The 21,131-nt window shown below is 41.4% G+C and carries 20 protein-coding genes; all 20 read right to left on the bottom strand.

Annotation, left to right across the window (positions count from 1 at the left end):
* Nucleotides 1–129 precede the first annotated feature (129 nt).
* Nucleotides 130–903 carry a GTP-sensing pleiotropic transcriptional regulator CodY gene (codY, locus tag BHF69_RS04050; protein ID WP_075669783.1) on the bottom strand — a complete coding sequence of 258 codons (774 nt, stop codon included), beginning with the start codon at nt 901–903 and terminating at the stop codon, nt 130–132.
* An 86-nt stretch (nt 904–989) separates the two neighbouring features.
* Nucleotides 990–3,065 carry a type I DNA topoisomerase gene (topA, locus tag BHF69_RS04045; protein WP_075669782.1) on the bottom strand — a complete coding sequence of 692 codons (2,076 nt, stop codon included), beginning with the start codon at nt 3,063–3,065 and terminating at the stop codon, nt 990–992.
* 21 nt (nt 3,066–3,086) lie between these two features.
* Complete coding sequence (dprA, locus tag BHF69_RS04040; protein WP_075669781.1) at nt 3,087–4,172, bottom strand: DNA-processing protein DprA; 1,086 nt, start codon at nt 4,170–4,172, stop codon at nt 3,087–3,089.
* Nucleotides 4,169–5,677, bottom strand: a complete 1,509-nt coding sequence (locus tag BHF69_RS04035; protein ID WP_075669780.1) for a YifB family Mg chelatase-like AAA ATPase — start codon at nt 5,675–5,677, stop codon at nt 4,169–4,171. The genes dprA and BHF69_RS04035 overlap by 4 nt, the downstream gene beginning before the upstream one ends.
* Before the next feature lie 66 nt (nt 5,678–5,743).
* Nucleotides 5,744–6,196, bottom strand: coding sequence for a transcriptional regulator NrdR (gene nrdR / locus BHF69_RS04030; RefSeq protein WP_075669779.1), 453 nt, complete (start codon nt 6,194–6,196; stop codon nt 5,744–5,746).
* An 81-nt stretch (nt 6,197–6,277) separates the two neighbouring features.
* On the bottom strand, nt 6,278–6,517 hold the full coding sequence (locus BHF69_RS04025; protein ID WP_075669778.1) for a YlmC/YmxH family sporulation protein: 240 nt from the start codon (nt 6,515–6,517) through the stop codon (nt 6,278–6,280).
* Nucleotides 6,518–6,690: 173 nt separating this feature from the next.
* Nucleotides 6,691–7,482 (bottom strand): RnfABCDGE type electron transport complex subunit B, encoded by a 792-nt coding sequence (locus BHF69_RS04020; RefSeq protein WP_075669777.1) that lies wholly within the window; start codon nt 7,480–7,482, stop codon nt 6,691–6,693.
* 18 nt (nt 7,483–7,500) lie between these two features.
* Nucleotides 7,501–8,076 carry an electron transport complex subunit RsxA gene (gene rsxA, locus BHF69_RS04015; RefSeq protein ID WP_075669776.1) on the bottom strand — a complete coding sequence of 192 codons (576 nt, stop codon included), beginning with the start codon at nt 8,074–8,076 and terminating at the stop codon, nt 7,501–7,503.
* Between the two features lie 12 nt (nt 8,077–8,088).
* A complete protein-coding gene (gene rsxE / locus BHF69_RS04010; RefSeq protein WP_075669775.1) occupies nt 8,089–8,784 on the bottom strand; it encodes an electron transport complex subunit RsxE in 696 nt (231 codons plus the stop codon).
* A gap of 1 nt (nt 8,785) precedes the next feature.
* Nucleotides 8,786–9,394 carry an RnfABCDGE type electron transport complex subunit G gene (locus BHF69_RS04005; protein WP_075669774.1) on the bottom strand — a complete coding sequence of 203 codons (609 nt, stop codon included), beginning with the start codon at nt 9,392–9,394 and terminating at the stop codon, nt 8,786–8,788.
* A complete protein-coding gene (locus BHF69_RS04000; RefSeq protein WP_075669773.1) occupies nt 9,394–10,326 on the bottom strand; it encodes an RnfABCDGE type electron transport complex subunit D in 933 nt (310 codons plus the stop codon). Before BHF69_RS04000 ends, BHF69_RS04005 begins: the two co-directional genes overlap by 1 nt.
* A gap of 12 nt (nt 10,327–10,338) precedes the next feature.
* Nucleotides 10,339–11,658, bottom strand: a complete 1,320-nt coding sequence (gene rsxC / locus BHF69_RS03995; protein WP_075669772.1) for an electron transport complex subunit RsxC — start codon at nt 11,656–11,658, stop codon at nt 10,339–10,341.
* 347 nt (nt 11,659–12,005) lie between these two features.
* Nucleotides 12,006–13,286 (bottom strand): group II intron reverse transcriptase/maturase, encoded by a 1,281-nt coding sequence (gene ltrA / locus BHF69_RS03990; protein WP_158022527.1) that lies wholly within the window; start codon nt 13,284–13,286, stop codon nt 12,006–12,008.
* A 520-nt stretch (nt 13,287–13,806) separates the two neighbouring features.
* Complete coding sequence (locus tag BHF69_RS03985) at nt 13,807–15,048, bottom strand: glutamate-5-semialdehyde dehydrogenase (RefSeq protein WP_075669771.1); 1,242 nt, start codon at nt 15,046–15,048, stop codon at nt 13,807–13,809.
* The gene (locus BHF69_RS03980; RefSeq protein WP_075669770.1) at nt 15,042–15,278 is read right to left on the bottom strand and encodes a DUF896 domain-containing protein; all 237 of its coding nucleotides are present in this window, start codon (nt 15,276–15,278) and stop codon (nt 15,042–15,044) included. The genes BHF69_RS03985 and BHF69_RS03980 overlap by 7 nt, the downstream gene beginning before the upstream one ends.
* A gap of 42 nt (nt 15,279–15,320) precedes the next feature.
* Nucleotides 15,321–16,181 carry a glutamate 5-kinase gene (proB, locus tag BHF69_RS03975; protein WP_075669769.1) on the bottom strand — a complete coding sequence of 287 codons (861 nt, stop codon included), beginning with the start codon at nt 16,179–16,181 and terminating at the stop codon, nt 15,321–15,323.
* A gap of 34 nt (nt 16,182–16,215) precedes the next feature.
* Entirely contained in the window at nt 16,216–17,799 is a 1,584-nt protein-coding gene (locus tag BHF69_RS03970) for an NAD(P)/FAD-dependent oxidoreductase (protein ID WP_075669768.1), read from the bottom strand.
* Nucleotides 17,796–19,007: an NAD(P)/FAD-dependent oxidoreductase gene (locus BHF69_RS03965; RefSeq protein WP_075669767.1), complete on the bottom strand. Its 1,212-nt coding sequence runs from the start codon at nt 19,005–19,007 to the stop codon at nt 17,796–17,798. The genes BHF69_RS03970 and BHF69_RS03965 overlap by 4 nt, the downstream gene beginning before the upstream one ends.
* Nucleotides 19,008–19,054: 47 nt before the next feature.
* The gene (locus BHF69_RS03960; protein ID WP_075669766.1) at nt 19,055–19,402 is read right to left on the bottom strand and encodes a hypothetical protein; all 348 of its coding nucleotides are present in this window, start codon (nt 19,400–19,402) and stop codon (nt 19,055–19,057) included.
* A 72-nt stretch (nt 19,403–19,474) separates the two neighbouring features.
* Nucleotides 19,475–21,124 carry a putative polysaccharide biosynthesis protein gene (locus BHF69_RS03955; protein WP_075669765.1) on the bottom strand — a complete coding sequence of 550 codons (1,650 nt, stop codon included), beginning with the start codon at nt 21,122–21,124 and terminating at the stop codon, nt 19,475–19,477.
* Nucleotides 21,125–21,131 lie beyond the last annotated feature (7 nt).

Raw genomic sequence — 21,131 nt, 5'->3', positions numbered from 1 at the left:
TTTTTACCTCGGATAGTATATCATATCCACCCTGCACTATGCAAGGGGCTTTTTGCAAATATTCTGAATCTATTTTTATGTAAGAAAAAACTCCAACCTGAGTGCTATGATCAGACTGGAGATTTCTTATTATTTATCTTTTAATTTTTTAATTTCTGAAAATACTACATCATTTAATACTTTAATATAGGTTCCTTTCATACCAGAGGATCTGGATTCAATGACCCCGGCACTTTCAAACTTTCGAAGAGCATTGACAATGACCGAACGGGTAATTCCCACACGATCTGCAATCTTGCTCGCCACTAGAATTCCTTCCGTGCCATTCAACTCATCGAAGATATGCGTAATGGCTTCAAGCTCTGAAAAGGATAACGTACTGATGGCGGATTTTACAATTGCCACCTTGCGGGATTCTTCGGCGTTCTCTTCATTTACGGAACGCATCATCTCCAGCCCAACCACGGTAGTTCCATATTCACCAAGAATAATGTCATCAATATCATACTCACAGTCGTGGCGATACATGAACAGACTTCCCAGTCGCTCTCCGGCAATATCAATTGGTGTAATCAATGCCTTACATCCATTAATGTCATCCTCTTCAAACCCAAGTGTTGCCAGATTGACATTTTCCTTTGTAGATAACACGCCTAGCAGACGTTCATTCAGCATAGAATCGATATACTTTCCTACCTCATTGTAGATCAGTTCTCCAATGACCGGAACTCCCTTGCGGTTATATACCCCAAGAACCTTTCCCTTCTTACTGATGACCAACACGTTGGAATCTAATATATCTCCAAGCACTTCACATATATCATTGAACACTACCTTTTGTGAATTGTTGTTATGGAGCAACTTATTTATTTTTCTTGTCTTGTCTAATAGTTGTACGCTCACTTTCGAGACCCCCTGCGGAAATTTAGAAAATTCAATTAACTTAACATCTCTTTCCCTATACTAACACAATTTTTCAGAAAATTCAATTAATTTTCTTCTTTTGGCTTATCGCATACATAACCACAGGCACTATCAGAGCACATCAGCTTCTTGCCTTTTTCCACCATGTATTTTCCACATTTTGGACATACTTCCTTGGATGGCTTTGCCCATGACATAAATTCACAATCCGGATTGTCCTCACAACCATAAAACTTACGGCCTTTTTTCGTTTTCTTAAGAACAACCTCCTTGCCACAAAGTGGACATGGAACGCCGATTTTTTCATAATGAGGCTTTGTATTTCTGCAATCTGGAAATCCTGGACATGCTAAGAACTTTCCATATGGTCCATACTTGATGACCATATTTCTCCCACATTCTTCGCATACCACATCGGTAACCTCATCTGCGATCTCCACTTTCTCCAGTTCTTCCTGAGCCGCCTTTAGTGCCTCTTCAAAATCCGGATAGAAATTGCGGACAACTGTCTTCCATGCAATACCACCATCTTCTACCTTATCCAGAAGCATCTCCAGATTAGCCGTAAAGTTCACATCCACAATAGCAGGAAAGGCCTGCTTCATCATATTATTTACCGCTTCTCCCAACTCTGTCACATACAAATTCTTCTTCTCTTTTGTCACATAACGTCTAGAAATGATCGTGGCAATGGTCGGTGCGTAGGTACTTGGACGCCCAATTCCCAGTTCCTCCAGAGTTTTTACTAACAGTGCCTCGGTATAATGTGCTGGTGGCTGTGTAAAATGCTGATCTTTGGCAAAATCCAAAAGTTCCAGCTTTGTATCCTGATCAATAGACTTTAACAGTGTATTATTCTCGCTCTTTTCATTGTCGATATTATAAACCGCTAAAAATCCATCAAAGCTCTGCTTAGAAGCAGATACATGAAAACGATATCCATTCACATCGATCTTTACCGATGTTGTCTCATATTTGGCAGGATTCATTCTGCTGGCTAAAAAGCGATTCCAGATCAGCTGATACAGTCGGAACTGATCTCTTGAGAGCTGTTCCTTTACTTTGACCGGCGTCAATGACATATCCGTTGGTCGGATGGCCTCATGGGCATCCTGGATACGCTTTTTATCTTCTTTTTCCTTTGGCGCTGCACTTACGTATTCTTCGCCATAAGTTTCTCCAATGTAAGTTCTCGCTGCCTGATCTGCCTCTTCTGAGATACGAACAGAATCCGTACGCAGGTAAGTAATCAGACCAATAGAGCCTCTTCCTTTAATCTCCACACCTTCGTATAGCTGCTGAGCAATCCGCATCGTCTTTTGAGTCGCAAAATTTAACTTACGTCCTGCATCCTGTTGCATGGTACTGGTGGTAAATGGAAGTGGAGGCTTTTTGGTCCGTTCGCCCTTTTTAATATCTGTAATGACAAAAGAAGCGCCATCGATCTTTTTCGTAATCTCATCTAACTGTTCCTTGGATGAAATCTCAATCTTCCCATCTTTGTCTCCGGAAAACTTCGCAATCAAAGGCTTTTTGCTGCCTTCCACCTTTAAATTCGCACTCAACGTCCAATATTCCTGTGGAATAAATGCGTTGATCTCCTCTTCTCTGTCACAAATCAGTCTTAGTGCCACAGACTGTACACGTCCGGCACTTAAGCCCCTCTTAATCTTAGCCCACAGAAGAGGACTGATCTCATAGCCCACCAAACGATCCAATACCCTTCTTGCCTGTTGAGCATCTACCAGATTCATATCGATATCGCGAGCCTGTTTAATAGAAGCTTTTACTGCATTTTTTGTAATTTCGTTAAATGTGATACGGCTGCATTTTTTATTTTCCAGCTTAAGTGCATGGTATAAATGCCACGAAATCGCTTCTCCTTCCCGGTCCGGGTCAGTTGCGAGATAGACTTTATCCGCTTTCTTTACTTCTTTTCTCAAAGCTGCCAGAATCTCTCCCTTTCCTCGGATGGTTATATATTTAGGCTCAAAATCATTTTCTATATCGATTCCAAGCGTACTCTTCGGTAAATCTCTTACGTGGCCATTTGAAGCAATCACATTATAATTCTTGCCTAAAAACTTCTGAATCGTCTTCGCCTTCGCAGGAGATTCCACAATCACTAGGTATTTTGGCATGTTCAGACTACACTCCCTTACTTAATCATTCATTCTATAGCAATTCTTGTCCGTCTGTCTGATGCAGTGCTTCATTTCCAATACGGTAAGAATAGAAAGTACTTCAGACACCGGCATCTGACATTCGTTCACAATTTCATCAATATGTCTAGGTTCTAAACGTAGACAATCATACACTAATTTTTCTTTCTTCGCAAGAGAAATTTTTTTATTTGATATATTTTTCACAAGATTTTTACGTAAAATACCAAATTCCTCCAGTATATCCTCCGGTGTGTAGACCAGCTTTGCTCCCTTTTGAATCAAATCCATGCACCCACTACTTAAAGTGTCATAATAACGTCCTGAAAGTGCAAAAATCTCCCTCCCTTGATCCAGTGCCAGATCCACGGTAATCAGAGACCCACTTCTTTTTCGCGCTTCGATCACAAAAATTCCATCCGATAATCCACTGATAATACGATTTCTGGAAGGAAAATGAATCGATAAAGGCTTGGTCCCAATCGGATATTCGGTCAGTATTCCGCCCTTTTCCTCCATCTGATCATAAAGGTATCCATTGCTTCTTGGATACTGAGTATCCAGACCACAGCCCAAAACCCCTAGCGTATACCCTGTAGTTAATGCCGCTTTATGGCTGTGCCCGTCAATGCCTCTGGCCAATCCGCTGATAATCTGAATATCTATGGATGCCAGTTCCCGTGCAAAGTATTCTGCCGCCTGAATGCCATACGGAGTGGCATCTCTGGCTCCCACCATAGCAATGCTTAGTGTCTCCTCCCTGGGAAGCCTGCCCTTGCCATACAGGCCCAGGGGATAGTCAGGAATCTCCTTAAGCTTAGATGGATAGTGTTCCTCATTCCAAAATACCGTCCATCCATGATGTTTCTTCAGCCATTCCATCTCCCATTTGGCTCTGTCCAGATTTCGACTGTTCCAAAAAGGCTCCAGTTCACTTTCACGAAAATATTTTAAGCATTCTTTTTTCTCCATGTGAAACATTCTTTTAGGAGAAAAATGCATCCAGAGCAACTCCCGTTTCTTTCGATAAGGCATTTTTGCCAGAAAGCAAAACCAGTGCATATATAACCGTTCTTCTTCCGTCATCCTTCTTCCTCCTCCCGCCGAACATAATAGTTTGCTGCTTCTGCGATATGACCAATTCCGATTTCATCCGTTCCTTCTAAATCTGCAATGGTCAGTGCTACTTTCAGCATATGATGGAATTCTCTCATGGATAATTCTTTCTCATGAAAAATCCGGCTGACAAACTGTTTTGTCTCTTCATCCATTTGACAGATTTCTTCCATTCGTTCTGTTGGAATCCGACTGTTATAATGGAATTTTTCCTGGCAATAACGCTCTTTCTGTCTTTTTCTTCCATATAAAATACGACTGGCAATCACATCTGAATGCTCAGATTTTCTCTCAAAATCCGAAAAATCTACGTTAGATGCCCATAAAATCATATCAAATCGTTCCATCAATGGACGACTGAGCTTTCGCAAATATCTTTTTCGTTCTAACGGAGTACAGGTACATCTGCTACGATCTGGATAATGGCCGCATGGACAGGGATTTGCTGTTGCTACCACCATAATATCCGAAGGAAATAAAAACTGCCGACCGGATCGGCTAATGGCAATGTTCTGGTTTTCCATCGGCTCCCGCAGGCCCTCCAGACAGCTTCTTTTGAATTCGGCCAATTCGTCCAATAGAAGAATTCCCCGATGTGCCAATGTAATTTCCCCAGCATGCAAATGAACACCTCCTCCCAAAAAGGCAGACGGTGATACGGTATGATGCGGATTTCTCACCGGTGGATAATTTCCATTATCATAGGCTATTCCTCTGGCACTGTATATAGCATAAACTTCCTGTAGTTCATCCTGATCCAGCGGTGGAATCACCCCAAGCAGACACCTGGCAAGCATGGATTTTCCACAGCCGGCCGGTCCGATCATCAGAACATTATGCCTGCCTGCGGCGGCAATCTCCAACGCTCTTTTTATCTGATATTGTCCTTTTACTTCTGAAAAATCTGGATAATTGGGACGTCTGTCCTCATAGAATGTTTTTGTAACGACTTTTGGCAGGGAACACCTGCCACTTAGATAATTCAGCATCTCTGCCAATGTAGAAACTAAATAAATATCAATTCCCTGAACACCAACCAGCTCTTTTTCATTCTCCCTTGGCACATAGCATCGCTTCATGCCTCTTCTTTTAGCCTCCAATATCATAGGAAGCAGACCTTTGACCGGTCGAATACGCCCCTCCAGGCTCAATTCTCCAGCCAGGAAAGCATTCTTTAACTCATCTCCATGAAAGACCTGAAAGCTTCCTAAAATTGCCAACGCAATGGGAAAATCAAAAGAAGAACCTGCCTTTCGCAGATCAGCAGGTGATAGATTGATCGTAATCCGCTTTGGCGGAAGGGTGAAGGATACCGCTCGTAAAGCGGATATCACCCGTTCTTTCGCTTCTTTTACTTCGGAGGATAAATAGCCCACCATCGTAAAATAAGGCATGCCATTGCTGGCATCCGCTTCTACGCGCACAAGAATTCCTTCTACGCCAAGAACAGTGCCACTTGTAACCTGATAATACATAATGCTCCTTTCCTCTCCAAAACAGCATCCTATTATCAGTATATAATAAATGGAATTTATTTACAATTATTTTTTCAATAATTTCTGAAGTTCATTCATAAATGTATTCACATCCTTGAATTCGCGATAAATGCACGCAAAGCGCACATATGCTACTTCATCCAGCTCTTTTAATTTATCCATAACGATCTCACCAATAGTAGAGCTGTCAATCTCCCTCATGCCAAGTGAATAGATCTTGCCTTCGATCTCATCTACAGCACGCTCAATCTGTGACATAGAGACCGGAAGCTTATGACAGGACTGAATAATACCGGATTCAATCTTGGAGCGGTCATACAATTGGCGGGTCTTATCCTTCTTAATTACTGTAATTGCCTCTGCTTCCACTTTTTCATATGTTGTAAATCGTTTTCCACAGGATGCACACTGTCTACGTCTTCGAATAGAATTGGTATCCTCCACCGGTCTGGAATCAATGACTTTCAAATTTTCTTCACCGCAATATGGACACTTCATAAATAAACCTCCGTTTATGATCACAATTTCATCAAGTGTCCCTATTATACCATATGTAAATCTCACATTCTATGCATTCTTCTACTTTTTCTCACAAATTTTTACTAAAATAATATCTGGTCCGATCTTTACAATATCCTTGAATGGAATGCGATGCATTCTGGGCTTTTTAAAGCAGTCAAAGCATTTACGATATGCTGGAACGAAAATCTCCAGAATTCTTCCATCACATGGATCAAACTCCAGATCTACCACATAGCCCAGTCTCTTTCCATCCTTACAGTCAATAACTTCCTTTTCCCGAAATTCTGTATACTTCATAGGAAACCTCTGCTTTTTTTATTATTCTATGTAAAAATGACCACATGTGACTCCCACCGGAGAGATTTTAAGCTCTGTGATCCGATTACCAACGGAAATAATTAAGTGTTATTTTGTTATTTAACGTAAAAACTGCCAGTAGCTTACGCCACTGACAGTTCATCATCCATAAATTATGAAATTACTTTTACTGGACATTTTTCTGCACATTTACCGCAGTTTGTACATTTTGTACCATCGATATGTGCTAAGAAATTATCTACTGTAACTGCTTCAAATTCACACTGCTTTTTACAAAGCTGACATCCGATACAACCAGACTGACAAACAGCCTTTACATCTTTCCCTTTGTCATGAGAATTACACTGAACCAAATGCTGTGCACTGTATGGAACCATTTCGATCAGTCCCTTTGGACAGATTGCTGCACACTTACCACAGGCAACGCATTTCTCCTTATCTACCACTGCAATTCCGTTGACAACATGGATTGCATCAAAATCACACTGTTTTACACAGCTTCCAAAACCAGTACATCCATAAGTACATGCTTTTGCTCCGCCACCTGGAACAGATACTGCTTCTACACAATCCTCAATTCCAGTATAAACGTATTTGTCCTTCGCTTTTTCACATGTTCCAGAACATTTGACAAAAGCGACCATTTTTACAGAATCACCGGCATCAACGCCCATGATCTCACTGATTTTATCTGCAGCTGCTGCACCACCAACTGGACATCCATTCACTGGAGCCTCTCCAGCTGCAATTGCTGCTGCAAGTCCGTCACATCCTGCATATCCACAACCACCACAGTTGTTACCAGGAAGGGCTTCTCTGATTGCTACTGCTTTTTCATCCACTGGCACTTTGAATTTTTCAGAAGCGATTCCAAGAAGAACTGCAATAACAATACCAGTTGCGCCGACAACGACACCGGCTAAAATAATTGCTGTAATATTCATTTCTATGCTCCCTCCTAATTAAATCACGCCTGAGAATCCAAAGAATGCAATTGCCATTAAACCTGCAGTAACTAAAACAATTGGCATACCTTTGAATGAAGGTGCAATATCATTGTATTCCATTTTTTCACGGATGCCTGCTAAGATTACAATAGAGATCGTAAATCCAACAGCAACACCGAATCCGTTGATCACACTTTCTAAGATTCCGTATTCATACTGAACGTTATTCAATGCTACCCCTAATACAGCACAGTTTGTTGTGATCAGAGGAAGATAAACACCCAGAGATTCGTATAATGCAGGCATTGATTTCTTTAAGAACATTTCTACAAACTGAACCAATGCAGCAATTACTAAAATGAATACGATTGTCTGTAAATAAGATAAATCTAATGGTACTAAAATAAATTTATAAATCAAACTTGTTACAAAGGATGCGATGGTAATAACAAAGATTACGGCAGCACCCATACCGCCAGCAGTTTCTACCTTCTTAGATACACCAAGGAAAGGACATAAACCTAAGAACTGGCTTAATACTACGTTATTTACTAAGGCAGAGCCAATAACGATCAAAAGTAAATTTTGCATTTCTTATCCCTCCTATTTATCGTCAACGGTCGTATCAAAGAATTTACCGCCACATGCCCCGTTTCCACAAGCAGCACAGTCACCTTCACAGGAACCTGCAACTTTACTTTCCGGCTTACGGGATTTTACTTTATTTTGAATTGCAACTAAGCATGCTAATACGAAGAATGCTCCTGGTGCTAAAATAAAGATTGTAATTGGTTCATAAGAGCTTGGCATAACTGTAGCACCAAAAATAGTACCTGCGCCAAGTAATTCACGGAAACCACCTAAGATTGTTAAAGCGATGGTAAATCCAAGACCCATACCAACACCATCAAAGAAAGAGTTTACTGGACCGTTCTTTGATGCGAAGGATTCTGCCCTACCTAAGATGATACAGTTTACTACGATTAATGGAATGTATAATCCAAGGCTATCATTTAATGCTGGCAAATATGCTTCTAATACGAACTGTACGACAGTTACCAAAGAAGCGATAACTACAATATATCCTGGAATTCTTACACGGTCAGGAATAAAGTTTCTAAGTAATGAAATAATCATATTAGAGAACATTAATACTGCGGTTGTTGTAAGACCCATACCTGCCCCGTTGATTGCTGATGTTGTAACGGCAAGTGTTGGACACATACCAAGCATCAGTACGAAGGTAGGATTTTCTTTAATAATACCATTGACAAGTCTTTCAACTGGATTTGTTTTCATCCTATTTACCTCCTTCTTCTGCTGTGTATGCTAAACAAGCATTCACAGCACTTGTCACTGCTCTACTTGTAATGGTAGCACCACTGATCGCATCGATTTTTTCATCGCTCTGGGAACCAGTTCCGTCTTTTACGACTGTTAACTGCTTCGCCTTGATTCCTTTATACTGGTTTTTAAAAGCATCGGTTGTGGCATTCATACCTAAACCAGCTGTTTCACCAATGGATAAAGTATCATAGCCATTTAATGTTCCATCTGTCTGTACGCCGACTGCCAATTGGATATCTCCGCCATAACCCTCAGAGGTTGTTACGTTAAATACATAGCCAATCTGATTTCCAGAAGCGTCTTTTGCTGCCATGATCTCATTCATGGTAATACCAGTCAGACCATTTTTATCGCAAACAGCCTGAATATCAGAATCTTCATAATCTACGTCTGCAAAGGATGCTGCATCTGCAAAAACTGCCTGATAAGCTTCCTGCTTTGCAAGCTCTTCCTGCTTTGCAATTGGTTCTTTTGTTACATTGTATACAAATCCCAAAGCCAGACCTGCAACAATTGTGATAATAAATAATTTAATACAATCGCTTACTAAACTCTTATTCATTATTTCTTACCTCCTTTACCAAATGCCTTTGGAAGGGTAGCCTTTTCGATTAATGGTACCAGAAGGTTACTGATAATAATTGCGTAGGATACACCTTCTGCAGAAGGTCCGAAGATACGGAATACTCCTGTTAAAACACCAAGAATGATACCAAAGATAATCTGGCCATTTGGAGTAATTGGAGATGTAACATAGTCAGTAGCCATGAAGATCGCACCAAGTAATAATCCGCCACCAAAGATATGTGCAGCAAGGAAGTTTACATCAAATCCATGTCCACCGAATAAGAGAACAAAGATTGCAAGTGTTGCTACATATACAACAGGGATTCTTGGGCTGATCACTTTCTTAAATACAAGATAAGCTCCACCGATCAATAATGCAATGGCAGATGTTTCACCGATGGTTCCGGCTGTTTTACCGATGAACATATCCATGATGTTTACTGCCTGACCTGCTTTTAAATTAGCAAGTGGTGTTGCAGTTGTTACTGCATCATATGTAAATGCTGTCATTCTTCCTGTGAAGGACAGTAATAAGAAACAACGTGCACCCAGTGCAGGGTTCATAAAATTCTGACCCAGACCACCAAATACCTGTTTTACTACGATGATCGCAAATAAACCACCCAGGATCGGAAGCCAGAATGGTACTTCTGGTGGCAGGTTTAATGCTAATAATAATCCTGTTAAAGCAGCACTCATATCACGAACGGTGATTTTCTTGCCCATGAAACGCTGCCACAAATATTCTGCAATTACACATGTTGCAATTGAAATTACAGTTGTAATAACTGCGGGTAATCCGAAGTTATAAAAACCGAAAAGTGTTGCTGGAAGTAATGCAATGATCACATCAAGCATAATACTGTGTGTCGTCGCTTTATCCCTTACATGAGGGTTAGCTGACACTTTGTATAACTGTTCGTTCATTTTGACACCTCACTATTTCTTTCTTCTGTTAGCCAGAACCTGTCTTCTTCCGGCTTTCATTGATTGGGTTAAAGGACGTTTTGCAGGACAGATGAAGGAACATGAACCACATTCCACACATTCTGCTCCATCATATTTTTCAAACAGGTCGATTGCGTGATGATCTGCATAATCTGCTAACATAGTTGGCATTAATTTTGCCGGACACACGCTGACGCAACGACCACAGCGAATACAATTGCTTGGTTCGTTCTTGGAAACTTCATCTTTTGTAAATGTCAGTAAAGAAGAAAACGCTTTTACAGCTGGAACATCTAAACTGTACATCGCCATACCCATCATAGGACCACCAGAAATTACTTTTTCAGGCTGAGTTTTAAATCCACCAGCTGCTTCTACTAATTCCTGAACATTGGTACCAGAACGTACTAAGAAGTTGCCTGGTTCACTGATGGCATCTCCAGAAACTGTTACGACTCTTTCAAATAATGGTTTTCCTTCATATACAGCTTCATGGATTGCAATTGCAGTTGCAACGTTGTCCACGATACAGCCTGCATCTGCTGGCAGCATGCTGGAGTTGATCTCTCTTCCAGTTGTTGCAAAGATCAAAGAACGTTCTGCACCCTGTGGGTACTTTGTCTTTAATGGAGCAACCTGAATCTGTTCTTCAGTAGCTGTCAGTCCTTCTAGCTTTTTGATCGCATCCGGTTTATTATCTTCTACTCCGATAATTCCTTTTGCTTTTGGGAATAATGCAAGAATTACCTTCAATCCGGAAATCATCTTTTCAGGGATTTCCATCATACATCTATAGTCAGCAGTAATATATGGTTCACATTCTGCTGCATTAATGATAATGTATTCGATATCATCTGCATTTTTTGGTGATAATTTTACGTGAGTAGGGAAACCCGCTCCACCCAGACCAATCACACCAGCCTCTTTGATTGCACCGATTACTTCCTCTCTGGACATTTCTTCGTAAGGTTTTTCTGCTTTAAACTCCACTGATTCAAATAATCCGTCATTTTCAACTACGATTGAGTTTACTTTTGCTCCTGCTGGAGTTAAGCGAGGCTCAATTGTTTTTACAGTTCCGGAAATAGAACTGAAAATATTTGCAGAAACAAATCCGCCTGCTTCTGCGATTTTCTGACCTACTAATACACGGTCACCTTTTTTTACAATTGGCGTTGCTGGAGCACCGATATGCTGGCTCACAGGATATACGCAATCGCCTTTCGGTAAGTATTCTTTGATAGGCTTATCTTTGGATAATTCTTTCCCATCATATGGATGAATACCACCTTTGAATGTAAACAATGCCATTGGTAATAACCTTCCTTTCTGAATTATCATACATTTTGATTTCTCACACCAATATTTATATTTTAATTACTTTTGCATACAAAATCAAGATTAGATAATATTTTGTGCATATCTACCATTTTTTCATCTAATATACCTTGATTTTTTATCAGTAATTGAAATATCTCTTTGAAAATAATCGAATTTTATGTATTTATATCCATACATAAAATTTCCTGCGATGAAACGACCCACACTTATACAGTGAATCATTCCTATAATCGAGTAGGAGGAATTTCTCTTGATTGAGAAATTCCGACCTCTCACACCACCGTGCGTACCGTTCGGTACACGGCGGTTCAATCAACTTAACAAGTAACACACCTTTCGGTGTAGTAATCTAACATTGAGACTAATCCGAATGAGGTTAGTCTCTTATTGCTTATAGCTTGGCATACATCTGAACCTCGACATACTCTTGCGAACCCTTTAGCGTAGGATGTTCGCTTTGCTGCCCATTGGGGCACGCCTAGTTTCATTAAATTCTTTGCCCTGTTTTGTGGTGTTTTCCATTGTTTCCATATACACATACGAAGTCTGAATCGGATATGTTTATCCATTTCTCTGCACAGATGTTTCATACTCCCTATCTTGAAGTAGTTAACCCATCCTCTGATAAGTTGATTGAGTTTCTCCACTTTGTAGCTGTTGCTTACACCCCAGCTACGACAGGTGAGTTCCTTCATCCTCTTCTTGAATTTCTCAACTGATTTTGCATGTGGCTTCGCCTTGTATTGGTGTGCTCTTGAATCAAAATAGAATCCAAATCCAAGGTATTTGAGTCCTTGCGGTTTATCCACTTTACTCTTTGTCATGTTGACCTTAAGCCCTAGTTTCTCCTCAATGAATCGAGAGATATTTCTCATTACTCGATTTGCAGACATTTCACTCCCAACCATAATGATACAGTCATCCGCATATCTCGCGAAATTGAGCCCTCGCTTTTCCATTTCTTTGTCAAGTTCATTGAGCATGATATTCGCTAATAGCGGAGAAAGATTTCCTCCTTGCGGTGTTCCTATTACAGAGTCTTCATACTCATCATCAATCATAATTCCACTGACAAGATACTTTCTCACAATGGAGATGACATCTCCATCCTTGATTGTTCTTCCAATTAAGGTCATCAGCTTGTCATGATTTACTGTGTCAAAGAACTTTTCCAAGTCAATGTCTACAATCCAATCATTACCATCATTCATCATATCAAGTGCTGTTAGGATTGCTTGTTGTGCACACCTATTCGGTCTGAATCCATAACTGTGGTCATGGAATTGTTCCTCATAGATTGGTGTTAGTACCTGTGCAATGGCTTGTTGTACAAATCTGTCTGTTACCGTTGGTACTCCTAGGTTTCTGACACCACCATCAGGCTTTGGTATCTCCACTCTTCGTACTGGTTGAGGTTTGTATTTTCTTGTCCTCAACTGTTCCTTGATGATTTCGCCGTTCTTTGCAAGATGTTCCTTGAGTTCTGTGTACTTCATTCCGTCCACTCCCTCTGCACCTTTGTTTCGTACGACTTGCAGATATGCTCTGTTGAGATTATCACTAGATAATATCTGCTCCATTAGATTACTTGTGTCCATGCGTTCTTTCCTTTCCGTCTCGCTTGATTTGACCATCTTTTACCCGATTGGTTACGGCAGATGTTGTCATTTCTGCAATACGAGACATACTCAAACTGATTGATTGTTCGCCCCTTCACTCCATCCCCATTACAGAGACTTCTTCACTACTATGGGCTCGGCTGATTTCTCACAGTTCGTTGTTACTAGGCTGATGATACCTCTGTGAGACCTCCACGCTTAAGGTGCACGCTCTTTCCTCTCATCTATCCGCCACATTTACTCGTACTTCCAGCAACTTTTGGACTTCATCTCCTTTTGCAGACTTATCCGTATTTCCGAGCCTTATATGTGATTTCTGTCCGTCGGACCAAGAGTTTGCTTACAGCTTCCTTCAGATTCCACCTCACGATGGACACCCTTGCTGTTCGGCTATACACTTCCTCGTTGCCTAGGCGTGTTCGGGACTTTCACCCGTTAGAGCGCGCCCATGGCGCGCAAACAAAAGGGCTAAAGGAATCCTGTTCCTTTAGCCCCATCGCTAACCTCTGATCTGTCCATTACCATAGATAATGTACTTTGTTGTCGTCAGTGCAAGTAGTCCCATTGGCCCTCTTGCATGAATCTTTTGTGTACTGATGCCAATCTCAGCACCAAAACCAAACTCAAATCCATCGGTAAATCTGGTAGATGCATTGACATACACTGCTGCTGCATCAATCTCATTCAAAAACTTTTGTGCATTGGCATAATCTGCAGTTACGATCGCCTCTGAATGCTTTGTGTTATATGTATTAATATGAAGAATTGCTTCTTCGATACTATCCACAATCCTCATGGAAATGATACGGTCCAGATACTCGGTTCCCCAGTCTTCTTCTGTTGCTTCCACAATATCTCCATCCAAAGCACGGCTTCTTTCATCTCCACGAATCTCAATATCCTTTTCCTTTAATGCAGATGCAATACGTGGCACAGCCTGGTCGGCAATCTTACTGTGAATGACCAGTGATTCACACGTATTACAGGTACCCAATCTTTGGGTTTTAGCATTCACGATGATAGATACTGCCATATCCAAATCTGCAAATTCATCTACATATACATGACAATTACCTGTTCCTGTCTCAATCACTGGGACAGTTGCATTCTTTACAACTGCCTGAATCAATCCAGCACCACCTCTTGGAATCAGGACATCAATATAATCGTTCAGCTGCATGAGCTTTGTGGCCGTCTCTCTGCTGGTATCTGTGACAAGCTGAATAGCATCTGCTGTCATACCACAGTCCTCCAATGTAGAACGAATTACGGAAGTAATCGCTGTATTGGAATAAATAGCATCACTGCCCCCTCGTAAGATCACTGCATTTCCTGTTTTAAAACATAACGAAAATGCATCTGCTGTTACATTAGGACGGGATTCATAGATAATTCCAATCACACCAAGTGGAACTCTCTTCTGTCCGATCAACAATCCATTGGGCCGCTTCTTCATATTCATCACTTCACCAATGGGATCTTCTAACGCAGCCACCTGTCTGATTCCTTCTGACATGCCTTCAATCCTGGCTTCTGTCAACGCCAGACGATCAATCAAGGCTTCTGTCATACCACTTTCTTTTGCATTCTTAATATCCTTCTGATTTTCTTCTAATAGGTATTCCTTTTGCTGTTCCAGTGCGTCAGCAACTGCAAGCAATGCATGATTCTTCTCTTCAATCCCTGCTGTTCCCAGACGTGCTGCAGCTTTTCTTGCATTCTTTCCTAATTGGACTAACATTCTACTACATATCCCTTCTGATTACGACGGCGCTTTTCCTTCAAAGGAACAATGCTGCCATCCTCTTCTTCAATACTTGCATGATCTAAGGTATTCTTAACAGATGCACGAATAGCCATAATATATTCCTTACGAAGCATCTGCTGCTCCTTCTTTTCTGCCTCCGTCAAACCTTCTTTTTTGGATTTATGATATAATTCATTAATTCTTGCGATTTTCTTTTCGTCCATTACGATCCCCTTTCTATTCTGAATCCAGTTTCTTCACGGATCTTATCTGCGCGTAAAATATGGCTTTTCTTCCAAATATTCTAACAACCTGAAATTGGTACGTTTATGTGCCAGGAATAAGGTTCCTACTTCTTCCCCGTGCATAATTCTGGAAAGGTTGTTCAGATCGCCGGCATTGGTAATGATCATATCAGCTCCTGCGTCCGTTACGATATTAGCTGCCGCAATCTTTGTGACCATACCGCCAGTTCCAACAGCTGAGTTGGACCCTTTCCCCATACTTTCAATCTTGTCATCAATCACCTCAATGACCGGGATCAGCTCTGCATCCGCATGCTTCGCCGGATCATCGGTATAAAGGCCATCAATATCAGATAATAATACGAGTAAATCCGCTCTTACAATCGCTGCAATCACTGCAGATAAGGTATCATTATCGCCAAATTCCAATTCTTCTGTAGAAACCGTATCATTCTCATTCACAATGGGAATAATATTAAGGTCAAACAAATTCTCAAAAGTATTCTTCGCATTTAATCGGCGAATCTCATCCAGCATGGTGTTCTTCGTCAGAAGAATCTGTGCAGTGCCTTGATTGTATTCAGAGAACAGCTTCTGATAAACAGCGATCAGACGCCCCTGTCCTACAGCGGCACATGCCTGCTTCATAGTAAGGCTTCTTGGCTTTCTTGTAAGACCCAATGCCTTCATGCCGACACCTACTGCACCGGAGCTTACCAAGACCACATCCTTGCCGCTATTATGAATATCGGTCAAAATACGGACCAGATGTTCCATTCTTTCAAAATTCAAATGACCTGTTTCTTCATGGATAATCGATGAAGAACCGATCTTCACTACAATTCTCTTTTTATCCTTGATTCTTTCTCTAAAGTTTTCCACTATTGCTTCCTCATACTTATCGTAATCACATCAGCTAATCCATAGGCTCATATCGCCTGATGATCTCTTCTGCTACTTTCATTCCATCCATGGCTGCAGAGGTAATGCCACCTGCATATCCGGCTCCTTCACCACATGGAAACAGGTTTCTGATCTCACTTTCAAACTGCTCATTCCTCTGAATACGAACAGGAGAAGAAGTACGTGTCTCCACCCCGCTGATGATGGTATCCGGCCTTGCAAAGCCATGAATCTTATGATCAAACTGATGCATACCATGTATTATAGCACTAACTACATAGTCTGGTAAACAATTATTTAAATTTCCAAAGCAATTTTTCCCTTTCATGGATGGGAAAAAGCTTCCAAAGCCTTTGGAAATCTGGTTTTTCTCCAGGTCACAAAGCAGCTGGACCGGAATTCTTCCTTTTCCTTCTTCGTAGGCCTTTGCTTCCCATTTACGCTGAAATTCCACTCCTGCCAACGGATGCGCGGATCCATAATCCTCCGGTGTAACATTGACAATAATAGCACTGTTGGATGTGTCAGCCATGCGGTCATGATTGCTCATACCGTTTACCACCAGTCTTTCTGCTTCGGAAGAAGCATTGACCACATATCCTCCCGGACACATACAAAAAGAATAGACGTTTCTCCCATTCTCTGCCTTTGCTGTCAGCTTATAGGAAGCTGTAGGAAGATGCTCTTTCGGATACCCCTCTCCATATTGTGATGCATTGATCATTTCTCTTGGATGCTCCACACGGACTCCTATGGCAAAAGACTTACTGCTCATAGGAATCTTCTTCTCATACAGCATCTGAAACGTGTCTCTGGCACTATGACCAACTGCCAACACTACCGGCCCGGCTTCCATCCACCCTGATTTATTTAGTTCCACACTGCAAATGCTTCCTTTACTGATCTTAATATCTGTCAGCATAGTTTCAAAACGTACCTCTCCGCCCAAAGAGAGAATCTCTTCTCGCATATTTTTGATTACCTGACGAAGCAAATCCGTGCCAATGTGCGGCTTTGCCGTATATAAAATTTCTTCTGGGGCACCAAAATGTACAAAAGTTTCCAATACAAACTGATTTCTTTGCATCTTATCCTTTACCAGAGTATTTAACTTTCCATCGGAAAATGTGCCTGCACCTCCTTCTCCAAACTGAACGTTGGATGCAGGGTCTAATTTGCCCGTCTGCCAGAATTCCTCAATGGTCTTTACCCTGTTCTCCACCGCTTCTCCACGTTCTATGATCACAGGGCGATAACCTGCCTTCGCCAGCAGATATCCACAAAAAAGTCCTGCTGGTCCCATCCCCACGATCAGAGGCCGAGAAGAAAGCTTCTGTTCTCCGCATGCAGGCAATTTATATGCCTTTTCCTGTATCATTGATGCCTGTCTGCATCTTTTGATCAGCTTCTGTTCCTGAGTCATTGAAAGCTCAACGGTATATATGTATTTAATATCTGGCTTTTTCCGGGCATCAATGGATTGCTTTTTGATCCGATACTCCGGCACTTCCTTTAAACCAAGCAGCTTTTTGATTTTATTATCTAAATCCTTTTTTGTATGACTGACCGGAAGCTTAATCTGTGAAATCTGAATCATTGTATGCTCCTTCCTGCTAAATATCCGGAGGTCCATGCCCATTGAAGATTATATCCACCACAGGTTCCATCCACGTCCAGAATCTCCCCTGCAAAATACAAACCTGGAATCAATTCCGACTCCATCGTATACGGAGAAACTTCTGCCACGGACACTCCTCCCGCGGTTACCTGTGCAAAATCAAAATCTTTCCATCCATCAATGGACATACGGCATTCCTTTATCTGCCTCCAGATCTGTTCCCTCTCTTTTTTTGAAAGATTCCCAACATTTTTATTTGAATCCACTCCTGCATAAGCCAACAAAGCATCTGCCAGCTTTGTTGGAAAGTACCCCTCCAGCCATTGCTGAGCTGTTTTATAAGAGGCACATTCCTTCATCGTCGTAAAGAACTGACTTTTCTCTTTCTGTTCAGGAAGAAAATCAATACAGATGGCAGACCTTTTTCCTTTTCGAATTCCATCAATGATAAATCGGCTCAGCTGAAAGATCAGAACTCCCGACACCCCATAGCTGGTAATCTGAAGTTCTCCCTCTTCTGCCTTACTGCTCTGTCCATTGATCACCGCTGTGACTTTACACCGACATCTTACGCCGGACGCTTCCTTCAGTGGATGCTTTTTTATGATTAGGGCTGTTAATGCCGGAAAAGGTTCGATCAGCGTGTGTCTGCAGCTTTTGGCCAAAAGAAAGCCTGATCCATCACTTCCCAGCTTTTCCTGTGCCTTTCCTCCAGCTGCGATCAGAAGATTTCTCCCTGTAAATTCTTTTTTTCGAGAAGCAATCGTAAAATATCCTTTTTTCTTCTCAATCCGGTTGATCTTACATTCCAGTACCACCGGAATATGGAGGCTCTTGATCTTATAGATCAGACCATCTGCAACAGTGGAAGCCTGATTGGATCTTGGGTAATAGTATCCATCTCTGTCCACTACCGCAATACCCAATTGCTCAAAAAATGCAATGGCATCCTGGCTTCCAAATTGCTCTACCGCAGTAAAGGGAAAGCTTTTTTTGCTGCTTCGATAACAATCCTCATCCAAATAGGAATTGGTGAAATTGCACCTTCCATTCCCTGTTGCCAGAATCTTCTTGCCCAGCCGATTCATCTTCTCGATGATTATGACCTTCTTTCCTGTTTCTGCTGCCGTAATAGCCGCCATCATTCCTGCTGCACCTCCGCCGATAATCAGCAGATCATATATCATATTATATCTCCTTTATCTTCTTTGAAAATTTATTTCTTTCTCCTATTTTAGCTAGTGTAGGATTCTAAAAATGAATACACTTCTTCCTCTGAATGAAAGAAGGTCCCTCCTTCTACCTCTGTTCGCAGTTCCTCGCTCATTTCATCTTCAGCAATGCTGGTGACCTCAAAAACATCGTCTCCTTTTAAAATCACCACATGTCCATCCCGGATTCCCAGCTGAAAGATTTCCTCTTCTTCTGTATCCGTACTGTTTGTCGCCTGGGTTGTCTTGGCTTCTACCGCATCATTCATATTCGTCTGCGTCAGTCCACCGAAACTTAAGACTACGAGATAGATACACAGCCCCGTAACAACTACACCATAAACCATGAAAAATTTATAAATACTTTTCATAATCAAAAACTCCTTTTTTATTGAGTATTCCAAAAAAAGGAGTTTTTATACAACTGTTCTTGATTTTTTCTACTATAAAAGTCTCATTCTCTTACATAGTTTTATGAGAAGATGTCCTTTTGGCATGCTGCGCATTTCCTCTTCACTAACAGCATTGGTCTTTACAATGCCAACCAGGTATACGACAACTGCCGCCGCCATAGCGATACATACCGCAATGGCATTGCCAAAATATCCTCCTGCATGCTGTGTGAACAAAAATGCAAGCTGATATACTGCCCATGCTATAATTCCCATAAAAGCAGATGCTACAAACGGCTTCACAAATGTCTTCTTATATTCCTGTTTGTATCCTGCATATTTTTGAATTGCTTTTGCATTTAAAACGCACATAGTCAAAGAGAATATGATCAATGATATGACCAGAGCATAAGCATTCAACTGTGTAAAGAAAAGCATCGGAACCAATGCCACTGCCTGCAGTACGACAGCAATAAACGCATGTTTTACTGGAAGACGCATTTTCCCAAGTCCCTGTAGAATCCCATTACTTAACGTAGACAATCCAGAGAACGCAACGGTAATAGCTCCTGCCCGGAGCAGGTCTCCACCAAGTCCGGTAGCTGTTGGGAACAACAGGTGAATGATCGGATCAGATAATACAGCCAGTCCTACTGCACAAGGAATCATCACCATCATATTCAGCTTTGTAGCACTTTCGATGGATTCCTTCAGCGCTTCCTGATTCCCCAGTGCATAATTACCAGAAATATCCGGCACAATGGCACTGGATAAGGCCGAAGCCATGGAAATCGGCACATTGACCAATACATTAAACTGTGTGGCAAAGATGCCATACATAACCGTAATATCTAATTCACTCATACCCTTATTGCCCAGGATCCAATAGAAAATACTCTGGTTAATGCTCGGGCTGCAATTATAAATAGCGGTACTGAAAATGACCGGTGTAATCGTAAAAATCAAAATCTTAAAGATGCTGCTATAAGATTCTATAAATTCTGTCTTATCTCGGCGAAGTTGTCGCTTCATCCTTGGTCGATACATCACATAGATCACCACACAAAACAGCAACCCGATCAGCACTCCGGCTCCGGTACCCAACGCACTTCCCTGTGCCCCCAAAGATGCTCTCTCTAACTTCAGAGCCTCCGTAGACACGTTGGTAAAAGTACGCACCATCAGGAATGCAGCTAATACACTGACTACCGCATTTAAAATCTGTTCAATGATCTGTGATATGGAGGTAGGAACCATCGTACTATGTCCCTGGAAATAACCTCTCAGCACTCCTAAGATTCCGGAAAAGAAGATGGTAGGAGCCAATACTCTAAGTGCCGGTACTGCTCCTGGAGTAACCAGGTATGGAGCTCCAAAAAAGCAAACGGCAAAACCTGCCAGCCCAACAACTACTGCATAAATCAATGCACCATAAAAAATCCTCTGTGCATTTCGGTATTCTCCTTTTGCCAGTCTGGCGGAAATTGCTTTGGAAACAGCCAATGGAATGCTAAAGGATGCAATCAGAAGAATAATGGTATAAATATTATAGGCAACGGAATAATAGCCATTTCCCTCATCTCCGATAATTTCACGCAGTGGACTACGATATAACAGTCCGATCACACGGCATAGGATCGAAGCCGCTGCCAAAATAGCTCCCTGTACCAATACTGAATTTTTCTTTTTTTTCCTACTCATAGCTACC

The sequence above is a fragment of the Anaerostipes sp. 992a genome, assembly GCF_001940245.1.
In the GTDB taxonomy this organism is placed as follows: domain Bacteria; phylum Bacillota; class Clostridia; order Lachnospirales; family Lachnospiraceae; genus Fimousia.
This window is presented reverse-complemented; position numbering and strand designations above follow the sequence as displayed.

Excerpts from the sequence above, each read along its gene's own strand:
- topA (WP_075669782.1), bottom strand. The coding sequence starts at position 3,065 with ATGCCAAAATACCTAGTGATTGTGGAATCTCCTGCGAAGGCGAAGACG.
- dprA (WP_075669781.1), bottom strand. The coding sequence starts at position 4,172 with ATGACGGAAGAAGAACGGTTATATATGCACTGGTTTTGCTTTCTGGCA.
- BHF69_RS04035 (WP_075669780.1), bottom strand. The coding sequence starts at position 5,677 with ATGTATTATCAGGTTACAAGTGGCACTGTTCTTGGCGTAGAAGGAATT.
- nrdR (WP_075669779.1), bottom strand. The coding sequence starts at position 6,196 with ATGAAGTGTCCATATTGCGGTGAAGAAAATTTGAAAGTCATTGATTCC.
- BHF69_RS04025 (WP_075669778.1), bottom strand. The coding sequence starts at position 6,517 with ATGAAGTATACAGAATTTCGGGAAAAGGAAGTTATTGACTGTAAGGAT.
- BHF69_RS04020 (WP_075669777.1), bottom strand. The coding sequence starts at position 7,482 with ATGAATATTACAGCAATTATTTTAGCCGGTGTCGTTGTCGGCGCAACT.
- rsxA (WP_075669776.1), bottom strand. The coding sequence starts at position 8,076 with ATGCAAAATTTACTTTTGATCGTTATTGGCTCTGCCTTAGTAAATAAC.
- rsxE (WP_075669775.1), bottom strand. The coding sequence starts at position 8,784 with ATGAAAACAAATCCAGTTGAAAGACTTGTCAATGGTATTATTAAAGAA.
- BHF69_RS04005 (WP_075669774.1), bottom strand. The coding sequence starts at position 9,394 with ATGAATAAGAGTTTAGTAAGCGATTGTATTAAATTATTTATTATCACA.
- BHF69_RS04000 (WP_075669773.1), bottom strand. The coding sequence starts at position 10,326 with ATGAACGAACAGTTATACAAAGTGTCAGCTAACCCTCATGTAAGGGAT.
- rsxC (WP_075669772.1), bottom strand. The coding sequence starts at position 11,658 with ATGGCATTGTTTACATTCAAAGGTGGTATTCATCCATATGATGGGAAA.
- ltrA (WP_158022527.1), bottom strand. The coding sequence starts at position 13,286 with ATGGACACAAGTAATCTAATGGAGCAGATATTATCTAGTGATAATCTC.
- BHF69_RS03985 (WP_075669771.1), bottom strand. The coding sequence starts at position 15,048 with ATGTTAGTCCAATTAGGAAAGAATGCAAGAAAAGCTGCAGCACGTCTG.
- BHF69_RS03980 (WP_075669770.1), bottom strand. The coding sequence starts at position 15,278 with ATGGACGAAAAGAAAATCGCAAGAATTAATGAATTATATCATAAATCC.
- BHF69_RS03970 (WP_075669768.1), bottom strand. The coding sequence starts at position 17,799 with ATGATTCAGATTTCACAGATTAAGCTTCCGGTCAGTCATACAAAAAAG.
- BHF69_RS03965 (WP_075669767.1), bottom strand. The coding sequence starts at position 19,007 with ATGATATATGATCTGCTGATTATCGGCGGAGGTGCAGCAGGAATGATG.
- BHF69_RS03960 (WP_075669766.1), bottom strand. The coding sequence starts at position 19,402 with ATGAAAAGTATTTATAAATTTTTCATGGTTTATGGTGTAGTTGTTACG.
- BHF69_RS03955 (WP_075669765.1), bottom strand. The coding sequence starts at position 21,124 with ATGAGTAGGAAAAAAAAGAAAAATTCAGTATTGGTACAGGGAGCTATT.